Source organism: Streptomyces plumbidurans (assembly GCF_019857225.1).
Lineage (GTDB): Bacteria > Actinomycetota > Actinomycetes > Streptomycetales > Streptomycetaceae > Streptomyces > Streptomyces plumbidurans.
The window spans coordinates 1-9566 of sequence record NZ_JAFJSY010000079.1 but is presented as its reverse complement, the minus strand read 5'-3'; the positions used below and the strand labels follow the sequence as shown (position 1 = coordinate 9566).

Annotated in this window: 9 protein-coding genes; 3 read left to right on the top strand and 6 right to left on the bottom strand. The window is 71.7% G+C overall.

Going from position 1 to position 9566, the window contains the following annotated elements:
• Positions 1–214 precede the first annotated feature (214 nt).
• A complete protein-coding gene (locus tag JYK17_RS33425) occupies positions 215–1357 on the bottom strand; it encodes a glycosyltransferase family 4 protein (RefSeq protein ID WP_222811844.1) in 1143 nt (380 codons plus the stop codon).
• A 120-nt stretch (positions 1358–1477) separates the two neighbouring features.
• On the opposite strand from JYK17_RS33425, the gene JYK17_RS33420 reads away from it, so the two are divergent.
• Positions 1478–2713 (top strand): glycosyltransferase 87 family protein, encoded by a 1236-nt coding sequence (locus JYK17_RS33420; RefSeq protein ID WP_108013343.1) that lies wholly within the window; start codon positions 1478–1480, stop codon positions 2711–2713.
• 64 nt (positions 2714–2777) lie between these two features.
• Here JYK17_RS33420 and JYK17_RS33415 read toward each other — a convergent pair whose 3' ends face one another.
• The 5 genes from JYK17_RS33415 to JYK17_RS33395 all read right to left on the bottom strand — a co-directional run bounded on the left by JYK17_RS33415 (position 2778) and on the right by JYK17_RS33395 (position 8109).
• Positions 2778–3968, bottom strand: coding sequence for a hypothetical protein (locus tag JYK17_RS33415; protein ID WP_308011727.1), 1191 nt, complete (start codon positions 3966–3968; stop codon positions 2778–2780).
• Positions 3969–4001: 33 nt separating this feature from the next.
• Positions 4002–5018, bottom strand: coding sequence for a C40 family peptidase (locus JYK17_RS33410; protein WP_108013341.1), 1017 nt, complete (start codon positions 5016–5018; stop codon positions 4002–4004).
• A gap of 214 nt (positions 5019–5232) precedes the next feature.
• Complete coding sequence (locus tag JYK17_RS33405) at positions 5233–6267, bottom strand: C40 family peptidase (RefSeq protein ID WP_108013707.1); 1035 nt, start codon at positions 6265–6267, stop codon at positions 5233–5235.
• Between the two features lie 223 nt (positions 6268–6490).
• Positions 6491–7834: an NYN domain-containing protein gene (locus JYK17_RS33400; RefSeq protein ID WP_108013340.1), complete on the bottom strand. Its 1344-nt coding sequence runs from the start codon at positions 7832–7834 to the stop codon at positions 6491–6493.
• Between the two features lie 35 nt (positions 7835–7869).
• Complete coding sequence (locus JYK17_RS33395) at positions 7870–8109, bottom strand: hypothetical protein (RefSeq protein ID WP_108013339.1); 240 nt, start codon at positions 8107–8109, stop codon at positions 7870–7872.
• Between the two features lie 163 nt (positions 8110–8272).
• Between JYK17_RS33395 and JYK17_RS33390 the strand changes: the two genes are divergently transcribed.
• Together JYK17_RS33390 and JYK17_RS33385 are read left to right on the top strand one after the other, a co-directional pair.
• Positions 8273–9004 carry a rhomboid family intramembrane serine protease gene (locus JYK17_RS33390; protein ID WP_108013338.1) on the top strand — a complete coding sequence of 244 codons (732 nt, stop codon included), beginning with the start codon at positions 8273–8275 and terminating at the stop codon, positions 9002–9004.
• Entirely contained in the window at positions 9001–9282 is a 282-nt protein-coding gene (locus JYK17_RS33385) for an Lrp/AsnC family transcriptional regulator (protein WP_108013337.1), read from the top strand. Before JYK17_RS33390 ends, JYK17_RS33385 begins: the two co-directional genes overlap by 4 nt.
• The last annotated feature ends 284 nt before the right edge of the window (positions 9283–9566 follow it).

The window sequence follows — 9566 nt, the reverse complement described above, 5'->3', positions numbered from 1 at the left end:
TGCGCAAGTTCCGCATCCTGTCCTCCCAGTTCTCGGAGGAGTCGGGCCACCTGACGCCGTCGCTGAAGCTCAAGCGCAATGTGGTGGCGAAGGACTACGCGGGCGAGATCGAGGCGATCTACGCGAAGTAGTACGCCCGGTACGCCTTCTCGCGACGACGGACGACGGCGCGGGTCCTCGGTGAGGACCCGCGCCGTCGTGCGAGGGCGGTGGCCTAGAGCAGGGTCTTCAGCTTCTCCGCCAGAAGGTCCCAGCGCCACTTCTCCTCGACCCACTCCCGGCCCCGCTCCCCCATGCGCCGCCGCAGTTCCGCGTCGCCGAGCAGGACCACGATGCGGTCGGCGGCCTCCTCCGGAACGCCGCCCCTGACCACCCATCCGGTCTCGCCGTCGAGCACGGCGTCGGGGGCGCCGCCGGAGTCGCCTGCGACGACGGGCAGGCCGGTCGCGGAGGCCTCCAGATAGACGATGCCGAGCCCCTCGACGTCGAGGCCGCCCCGGCGGGTGCGGCACGGCATCGCGAAGACGTCGCCCGCGCCGTAGTGCGCGGGCAGCTCCGCCCAGGGCACCGCCCCCGTGAAGCGCACCGAGTCGGCGACCCCGGTCTCCCGCGCCAGTTTGCGCAGCTCCTTCTCGTACGGGCCGCCGCCGACGATCAGCAGGACCGCGTCCGGCTCGGCCGCGAGGATGCGGGGCATGGCGAGCACCAGGGTGTCCTGGCCCTTGCGCGGCACCAGCCGGGAGACGCACACCACGACCGGCCGGTCCGCGAGCCCCAGCCGGGCCCGGATCGCGTCCCCGCCCGAGGACGGGTGGAAGGTCTTCTCGTCGACGCCCGGCGGCAGTTGCACCATCCGCTCGGCGGCCGCGGGCGTGAGCGCGGAGGCGATCCGTGAGCGGGTGTACTCGCCGAGGTAGGTGATCGTGTCCGTCGACTCGCCGATCCGGCGCAGCAGTTGCCGCGCCGCGGGCAGCTGGGCCCAACCCGCCTCGTGCCCGTGGGTGGTGGCCACCAGCCGCTCGGCGCCCGCCTTTCGGAGCGCCGGCGCCATCAGCCCGAGCGGCGCCGCCGCACCGAACCACACCGAGGTGCACCCGTGCTCGCGCAGCAGGCCGACGGCTCTGCGCGTGGCCGCCGGCGTGGGCAGCAGCATCGTCGTGCGGTCGCGTACGACCGTGAAGGGCTGCTCGGCGTCGAAGGCGGCCGTCGCCTCCGCGCCCTCCCGGCCGCGCTTCCAGGTGGAGGCGTAGACGACGAGCCGCTCGGGGTCGAGGCGCAGCGCCATGTTGTGCAGGAACGCCTGGATGCCGCCCGGGCGGGGCGGGAAGTCGTTGGTCACGATCAGGGTCTTGTGCATCGCCGCCGACCCTATCCAACCGGCGCACACCGCTGGTCGCGGCCGGTTCGGTGGCACGCACACAGCAAGGCAGGCCATCATGTTCCCCTCAAGTCGGGAAACGGACAGGCAGGGGCTCCGGTGGACAGTGCGGGTACAAGGCGGTCCCTGGCCGGACTGCTGGGGACCTGGGGCCTGACGCGGCTGGTGCTGCTGCTGTTCGTCTTCAAGGTGTTCGTCTTCCCGGGCCCGGACGTCACGACCGACGTGTCGGTGATCTACCAGGGCTGGTACGAGAGCCTGCGCCACGGCGCGTTCCCGCCGGGCGACGTCACCTGGCAGTACCCGCCCGCGGCCGCGCTGCCGATCCTGTCCCCGGCGCTGCTGGGCTTCCTGACGTACGCGAAGGCCTTCTTCGTCCTCGCCTTCCTGGCCGACCTGGCCGTCCTCCTGCTGCTCCTGTACGCGGGCCTGCGCCCCGGCAAGACGCTGCGCGGCGCCTGGGTGTGGGTGGCGGGCGTACCGCTGCTCGGGCCGACCGTCTACGCCCGCTACGACGTGATGGTCACCGCGGTCGCCGTGGCCGGGCTGCTGGCGGGCGCCCGGCGCCCCCGGGTGATGGGTGTCCTGGTGGGCTTCGGGGCGATGCTGAAGGTGTGGCCGGCGCTGCTGCTGCTCGGCGCCCGCAGGCGCGGTGCCTGGGGGTGGGCGGCCGGGACGGTGGCCGCGCTGGCGGTGCTGTTCGCGGTGACCATGCCGGGCGCGTTCGCCTTCCTGACCTTCCAGCGCAACCGCGGCACCGAGGTGGAGTCGCTGGGCTCCCTCGTCTTCCACGTCGCCCGGCACTTCGGCTGGAACGGCCAGGTGCTGCTGAACTACGGCTCGGTCGAGTTCCTCGGCCCCTCCGTCACCCTGGTCAGCTCGGCCGCCCTGTTCCTGACCGGTGTCGCCCTCGGCTGGCTGCTGCTGTGGCGGCTGATGGCGACGCGGTTTTTGCCGAACACGCTCGCCGACGCGGCCTTCGTGGGCGTGCTGCTGTTCACCGCGACCAGCCGGGTGATCAGCCCGCAGTACATGGTGTGGCTCATCGGCGCGGCAGCGGTCTGCGTGTGCTTCCGCGGCAGCCGGATGGGGCTGCCCGTGGGACTGGTCCTCGCGGCCGCCCTGATGACGGTGCTGGAGTTCCCCGTCTGGTTCGCCCACGTCGTCGCGAGCGACACCCTCGGCATCACCCTCCTCGTCCTGCGCAACGGCCTGCTGGTCGCCGCATGCGTGCTCGGGGCGGTGGAGCTGTGGCGCTCGACGGTCCCGCGCGAGCCGGTCCCGGCCCTCCCCGCCCAGGCGACCCGCACGAGGGAGACCTCGGCCTCCTCCTGACGCCGGGCCTGCGCCTGGTGCGCCCGGTACGCCGAGTGCGTCGGAACGCCACCGGGCGCCCGGGTCAGCCGAGTTGGGCCCTCAGATAGTCCCGCCACTGCACGGTGAAGTCGTCCAGGCTCGTGCCGAGCACCTTCTTCATCGCGTCCTCGACCGATCCCGTACGGGACTTGTGTTCCCCGACCGCGCGGTAGAACTGCCCGAGCCTTTCCTCGCCCCACCGCTCCGCGATCAGCCGGCACGCGAGCCAACCGCTCTCGTACGCCTGCGCGAGCTTCGTCGCCTCGCCGCTGAACCCGAAGTCCTTGTCGGTCGGCAGCCGGGACGGCACGTCCCCGTCGCCGACCGCGCGCGCCAGCTCCGGCGCGGCCTCGGCCGGGGTGCGGTCGCTGCGCAGGTAGCCGATCCAGTCGGCGTACCCCTCCGAGAGCCACAGCGGGGTGGCGGGGTTGGTGTGGGCACGGGTGGCGACGTGAGTGGTCTCGTGCGTGATGACGACCTGCTTGCCCGTCGGGCCGAGCAGGGCGTACGCGTCCGGGTTGACGACGATGCGGTCCGCGGGCGCCTGCGGCGGGCCGCCCACCTCGCCGGTGGTGACCGCCGCGATCCCCCGGTACTGGGACGCGGGCGAGCCCAGCAGCCCCGCCATGCCCTCCACGGACCCCGGCACGAGCACCACGACATGCCCCGTCCAGTCGGTGCCCCACGCCCCGGTGACCTTCGGCACCGCGAGGTCGGCGAGATCCGCGTACGAGTGCAGCGCCTCGCTGGACTGCCCGGTGCCGAGCACGAGGCTGTGCCTGCCGCGCACCACGGTCACCGCGCCCTGGTCCCACAGCTGCTGGGCTGACTTCCTGGCCGGTTCGTCGGAAGTCACGTACCAGTGCCCGTCCGCTTTGCGGGACAGGTCCAGGGTGCGGCCGGAGGCGACGGGAGCGTTGTCGTAGCCGAGAATGCGGTAGCGCAGTTCCGCGTCGGCGGTGGCCTCGTCGCCGCTGCCGTGCACCGCGGTCACGCGGTACGACCAGCTCTGCAGGGGCACCCCGCGCACGTTCTCGAACCAGCCGAGCGCGCCCGTCCGCAGGAACGCCGCCCGGTCGCGGTCGAGCACGGCGGCGGAGCGCCGGTCGAGGACCCGCTGCAGCTCGGCCCTGCCGATGCCGCCGGAGGGCGACCCGCCGCACGCCACCAGGGAAACGAGCAGCAGCACGAGCGCCACCACTGCGGACTTCGACGCCCGTCCACGACCAGCCACCTTCCCGATCGTAAGGCCGGTCGGGGCGGTTGGTCAGACCCGGGTGACGGAGGACACCGGCAGCATGTTCACCGGGTCGTAGCGCACGGGTGCGCCGGGGTGCGGCGCGTGGATCACCTGACCGTTGCCCATGTACATCGCGACATGGCTGGCGTCGGACCGGTAGACGATCAGGTCACCGGGGCGGGCCTGGGAGAGCGGGATCTGCCGCCCGGCGTACCGCTGCTCCTGCGAGGTGCGCGGCAACTGGATCCCGGCCTGCGCGTACGACCACTGCATCAGGCCCGAGCAGTCGAAGCCGGAGGGGCCGGAGGCGCCCCAGATGTACGGCATCCCGAGCGCGGAGCGGGCGGCGGCGATCGCGGCGGCAGCGCGGGCGGAGGCCGGCTGGGCGCTGCCGAAGTCGGGGATGTCGCCGCGGCTGCCCCGCGAGGCCCGGTCGTAGGCCGAACGCTCCGCGAGCGGAAGGGAGTTGAGGAGTCGGCGCGCCTCGGCGAGTTTCTTCTCGACGGTCTTCTTGTGGGCGGCGACGGCCTTGCGGCTGCGGTCCAGATCGGAGAGCTTGAGGACCGCCTCGGCGCGCTCCTGGGCGAGGTCGCGCATCGCGGACTGCAAGTCCCTGAGTTCGCCCGCCTGGTGGGCGCCGATGCGGTCCAGGACGGAGGCCTTGTCGAGGTAGTCGGCCGGGTCGTCGGAGAACAGCAGGGCGAGGGACGGGTCGATGCCGCCGGAGCGGTACTGCGCCCCGGCCAGCAGGCCGAGCGACTCCCGCATGGTGTTGATGCGCTCCTGCTGCCGGGCGATGCGGTCCTGCGCCTCGCCCACCTGGCGGCGCAGCGTGCCGGCGTTCTCGTCGGCCTTGTCGTAGGCCTCGGTCGCCTTCTCGGCCTCCTGGTAGAGGCGGTCCACCTCGGCCCTGGTGTGCTCGTGCGGTGCGGCGTCGGCCGGTACGGCGCCGAGCGCGGAGGCCGCGGCGGACAGCACGCAAAGGGCGGCGCCGGCGCCCCGGTTGAACCCGGACGTCGGTGCAAGGCGGCGATGGGACCCCACGGGAAACCGCGCTCCTTCCGCTGGCGGACAGGGAAACGCGCCAGACAGTAGCCGCGCGGCGGGGTACCGGCCAAAGCCGTGTGGGGCGACACAACGTGACGCCCCGCCGCTGACGCAGGTCATCGGCGGGGCGTGGGGTCAGCGCGGGTTCACGCAATTCGCTCGTTCGGGCGGCACGTCGTGCTGATCTTGCCGTGGATCTCGGGGGCGGCCGTCAGATCCGGACGCCGAACTGGAACGGCATGTTGGCGATCGACTCGTAGCGCACGCTGGCACCGGTGTGCGGGGCGTGCAGCACCTGGCCGTTGCCGGCGTAGAGGCCGATGTGGTGCAGGTCGCCGTAGAAGAGCACGAGGTCGCCGACCTTGAGCTGGCTCTCGCTGTAGATGCGCGTACCGGCGTTGGCCTGGGCCTGCGAGGTGCGCGGTATGGAGACGCCGGCCTGGGCGTAGGCCCAGGAGGTCAGGCCCGAGCAGTCGAAGGAGGAGGGGCCGGTGGCGCCGTAGACGTAGGGCGAACCGATCCGGCTCTGCGCGGCGGAGAACGCGGCGGCGGCCCGGCCCGAGGCGGACCCGGTGTTGCCGAGGTCGACGCGCTCGCTGGCGGAGCGGCTGGCGCGCTGGTCGGCGGCGGCGAGCGCCGCCTTCTCGGCGGCCGACAGGGTGTTGAGCAGCTTCTGCGCCTCGGCGAGCTTGCTCTGCACCTGCTTCTTCTTCTTGCCCAGTTCGGTGCGGGTGGAGGCGAGGTCCTTGAGCTTGTCGGACGCCTCGGAGCGCTCCTGGGCCAGTTCGCGCTGCTTCTCCTGGATCTTCTTCAGCGCCTCGACCTGCTGGGAGCTGAGCTGATCGGCGGTGGACGCCTTGTCCAGGTAGTCGTCCGGGTTCGACGACAGGAAGAGCTGCAGGGAGGAGTCGATGGAGCCGGAGCGGTACTGCGCGGCCGCCGCCATGCCTATGGAGTCACGGAGCTCGTTGAGCTCCTCCTGGCCGCGGGCGACGTTGTCCTGGATGGTGGAGATCTCCTTCTGGAGCTTCTCCTGCTTCTCCTTGGCGCCGTTGTACTTCTCGGTGGCCTGCTCGGCCTGCTCGTACAGCTTGTCGACCTTCGCCTTGACCTCGTCCTTGGAGGGCTTCTCGCTGGGCGCGGCGTTGGCGGCCTGGGCGCTGATGGCTACGGCTGCAGCAGCCGCTGTGGTGAGCACGGTCACGCGCGCACGGCTCGGCTGCTTGGGTCGACGGTGGGTCGCCACGAAGGTGAACTCCTTCTTCTGAGTGATCACCCGCTCGGAGGTTCGGAGCCAGACCCTAGTGACCTCATCGTGATCAGATCAAATCCTCAGGAGCAAAATCTCGTCACGCCATGCATTCTTTACACACAACTCACATGCGGTGATGCGAGGTTGACGCTACGTTGCGTCACGATCCCACCAATTCGGGCGTTAAACCTGGAAGTTCGACCTTCGGGACAGCGCCCTAGGAAAGCCGCTTCAGGAGCATGGCGGAAGCGACCGGCCGGGCGCCCGCCTTGGCTACGCCGTCGGCCACCTCGCGGTCGGTGGAGGCGACGATGACGGGCCGACCCGGCGGCTCGGCGCGCACGATCTGGCGGATCAACTCGTCGGCGGTGACGCCGGGTTTGGAGAACAGCACCCGTACGCCGCGCGGGGGCGCCAGCAGCACCGGAGCGGCCAGCTCGGCGCCGTCGAAGACACAGGTGACCTCGGCGCCGGTCTGGGCGGCGAGCTGCGAGAGCTGACCGAGCAGCCTGAGCCGCTGCTTTTCCAGGGGCATCTGGGGATAGCCGGTCTTGGTGACGTTGTAGCCGTCGACGAGCAGATGGGCCTGCGGCAGGGCCAGCAACTGGTCCAGGATCGCGGGGTCGTTCTCGGACAACGCCCGCGCGGCGATGTCCTTCGGGGTCATGCGCCCCGGTTCGACCGCGTCGACGGTCTCCGCCGGCCGTACGGACACCGGAGGCAGCGCCAGCTCCCGGCGCAGCCCCTGGGTCGCGTCCAGCAAAGTGTCCAGAAGCAGCCGTACGCGCATGTCCTCGACGCTGCGCCCCTCGCGCGCCGCCCGGCGGGTGGCCTCCAGGGCCGCCTCCGCCTCGGCGAGACGCGCCTTCAGGCGCCGGGACTCGCTCTCCGCGGCGGACACCTGCGCCTGCCCCTCGGAGCGTGCGGCCTCCATCTCGCCGTGCAGCTTGCGCAAGGCCGCCTCGCCCCGCTTGACGTCGCTGTGGGCCGCCCGCAGCTTGCGGTGCAGCGCGTCGGCCTCCTTGCGGGCGGCGTCCAGCTCGACGCGCAGCCGCTCGGTGTCGATACGGGTCTGCTCGCGGGCCCGGTCGAGTTCCTCGCGCAGCCGCTCCAGCTCGGCCCGGACCTCTTCGTCGGCGCGCTCGGCGTCGGCCCGCTGGGCCTCCTCGCCGGCCGCGGTCACGAGCTTCACCCAGCCGGTGGGCCGCAGAACGTAGGCCGCGGCCGCCACGTCGAGCGGGTCCGCGGCCGGGGGCGGGGAACCGGAGTCGAGAGCGCCGGCCAGTTCCGGCTGCGCCTCTCTGAGCTTCTCCCCGATCCGCTGCCGGAACAGCGGATCGGTCTCCAGCGCGGCCGCCATCGCGTTGCCGGCGAACTTGGCCCGGCGGGTCGGGGTGAACCGGGCGTACTGCCTGAGCTGTGCGGGCAGTTCGGCGACGGTCAGCCCGCCGAAGCCGTCCGAGACGATCTGGACGACCCTGCGGCGCACGCCGTCGGGCAGCGGACGGTCAAGCACCTCGGCGGTGCCGTCGTCCGGCCCCCCGCCTGCGGTCTCCACCATCCGTCACACCCCATCACCTGTGGGGGCCGCTCCGCTCAGGAGTCGGCGCCCGGCCTGTCCACGAGTTCCACCTGGTCCACCGCGTTGCACCAGCGGCAGCGCACCGACTCGATCGTCTCACTGACCACGTCGCGCTCCTCGACCTTCGGCTCACCGGCCAGATCGAGGTGGACGTACTCGACGACCTTCGACGAGCGGGTCACGTCGAACCGCGTGAGGTTGCCGCAGAGGGTGCAGCGCCACCGAGTCGAGGCGGTCGGCAGGGGAACCGTCATCGTGACTTGTACCTTTTCCTTCGAGGTCAATTGTCCGCGACGCGCCAGCTTCCCTGGAGCGTGTGGCCGTAACCCTACGGCCTGGCGGCAACTCGCCGCCCGCCCGTCCACGGCGGCGAGGCGTTCTGTGCGAGTGCGTCCGATTACGTCATGCTCTGTGTCCATGATCAGCCACAGCCCGACCGCCGGCCGCACGCACCGGAATCCTTCGGCGCCCGTGACATACACGCTGCTCATCGTGTGTTCCCTGGCCTTCGTGGCCGGGCCCGCGGGAGGGCTGAATCCGGCCTACGGCTCCGGGGGCGCGCTGCTCGCCGCCCAGCGCACGTACTTCCACCGCTGGGGCGTGGTCCCGGCCGAGCTGTTCGAGGGCAGCGCCAGGGCCGCCCTGACGCCCGCCACGGCGTTGTTCGTCCACGGCAGCTGGGTGCACCTGCTCGGCAACATGCTCTTCCTCTACGTCTTCGGCGTGATGACCGAGGAGCGGATGGGCCGCACGCAGTTCGCCCTCTTCTACCTCGGCTGCGGCTACCTGGCCCTGCTCGGGTACGCGGCGGCCAACTCCGCCTCCGAGCAGTCCCTGGTAGGGGCGTCCGGGGCGATCTCCGCCGTCCTGGGCGCGTTCTTGTACTTGTTCCCTGCCGCCCGGGTCACAAGCCTGCTCCCGTTCCTCTTCTTCCTCCCGGTGCGGCTGCCCGCCTGGGTCGTACTGCCGTTCTGGGCGGCCCTGCAATGGCTGGCGGCGGGACAGGCGGACCAGGGGCCGGGGGTGGCGTATCTGGCCCACCTGGTGGGCTTCGGACTGGGCTTCGGCTACGCCTGGGTGCGGTTCGGACGTGCGGCTAGAGTGAAGTCCGCCCCAGCTCCGGCCTCCGAGGGAGAGAACCAGCCGTGATCACCGCGATCGTCCTCATCAAGACCAGCGTGGACCGGATCCCCGAGATCGCGGAGTCGATCGCGGCCCTGGACTCCGTGAGCGAGGTCTTCTCGGTCACCGGCACCTACGACCTGATCGCCATGGTCCGCGTGAAGCAGCACGAGGACCTGGCGGAGGTCATCCCCGGCAGCATCAGCAAGATCCCGGGGGTCGAGGCCACGGACACGCACGTCGCGTTCCGCACCTACTCCCAGCACGACCTGGAGGCGGCGTTCGCGATCGGGCTGGACTCCTGAGGGGTGCCGTCCGGCGGTTTGGCCGTCCGGCGGTTTGGCCGTCCGGCGGTTTGGCCGTCCGGCGGTTTGGCTGGGGGGCGGTTTGGTTGAGGGGGCGGCTTCTTTGCGGGGCGGTTCCTTTGAGGGGGCTTCGTTGAGGGGCGGCTTCGTTGGGGCGGGGGTGGCTTAGCCGAGGCGGGGGCTGGCTTCGTTGAGGCGGGGGTGGCTTAGCCGAGGCGGAGCGATTTGGCTGAGGCGGGGGCCGGCTTCGCCGAGGCAGCGCGGTTTGGCTGAGGCGGCGCAGG

What these genes read in the sequence shown, in the direction of transcription:
- JYK17_RS33425 (WP_222811844.1), bottom strand. Translation starts at nt 1,357, where the DNA reads ATGCACAAGACCCTGATCGTGACCAACGACTTCCCGCCCCGCCCGGGC.
- JYK17_RS33400 (WP_108013340.1), bottom strand. Translation starts at nt 7,834, where the DNA reads ATGGTGGAGACCGCAGGCGGGGGGCCGGACGACGGCACCGCCGAGGTG.
- JYK17_RS33395 (WP_108013339.1), bottom strand. Translation starts at nt 8,109, where the DNA reads ATGACGGTTCCCCTGCCGACCGCCTCGACTCGGTGGCGCTGCACCCTC.
- JYK17_RS33390 (WP_108013338.1), top strand. Translation starts at nt 8,273, where the DNA reads ATGATCAGCCACAGCCCGACCGCCGGCCGCACGCACCGGAATCCTTCG.